Origin of the sequence: Halalkalibacter flavus (genome assembly GCF_036663575.1) — a bacterium.
GTDB classification, from domain to species: domain Bacteria; phylum Bacillota; class Bacilli; order Bacillales; family Bacillaceae_D; genus Halalkalibacter; species Halalkalibacter flavus.
Map to the genome: position 1 here is coordinate 1 of NZ_JAWRVK010000348.1, position 249 is coordinate 249.

A 249-nucleotide genomic window follows, 5' to 3' on the forward strand; every position below is an offset into this window, starting at 1 on the left:
GAAATTTGACCAGCATCCTTTGTAGCCTGTCTCTGAGAATCATTGAAATAAGCCGGGACGGTGATGACTGCGTTCTTTACCGGAGCGTTGAGATAACCTTAAGCGGTTTCTTTAATTTTAGCAAGAACAAATGCACCTATTTGACTTGGAGAGTACATCTTTCCATCTGAGCCCTGAACCCACGCGTCTACATTTGAAGCCTTCACAATTTTGTATGATACTGTTTTCATGTCTTTTTTTTACTTCAGC

Annotated in this window: 1 pseudogene; it reads right to left on the reverse strand. The window is 41.0% G+C overall.

Annotated features, from left to right (window positions below):
• Positions 1–230, reverse strand: a pseudogene (locus SAY88_RS25415) (Hsp70 family protein); the annotation flags it as partial.
• Positions 231–249 lie beyond the last annotated feature (19 nt).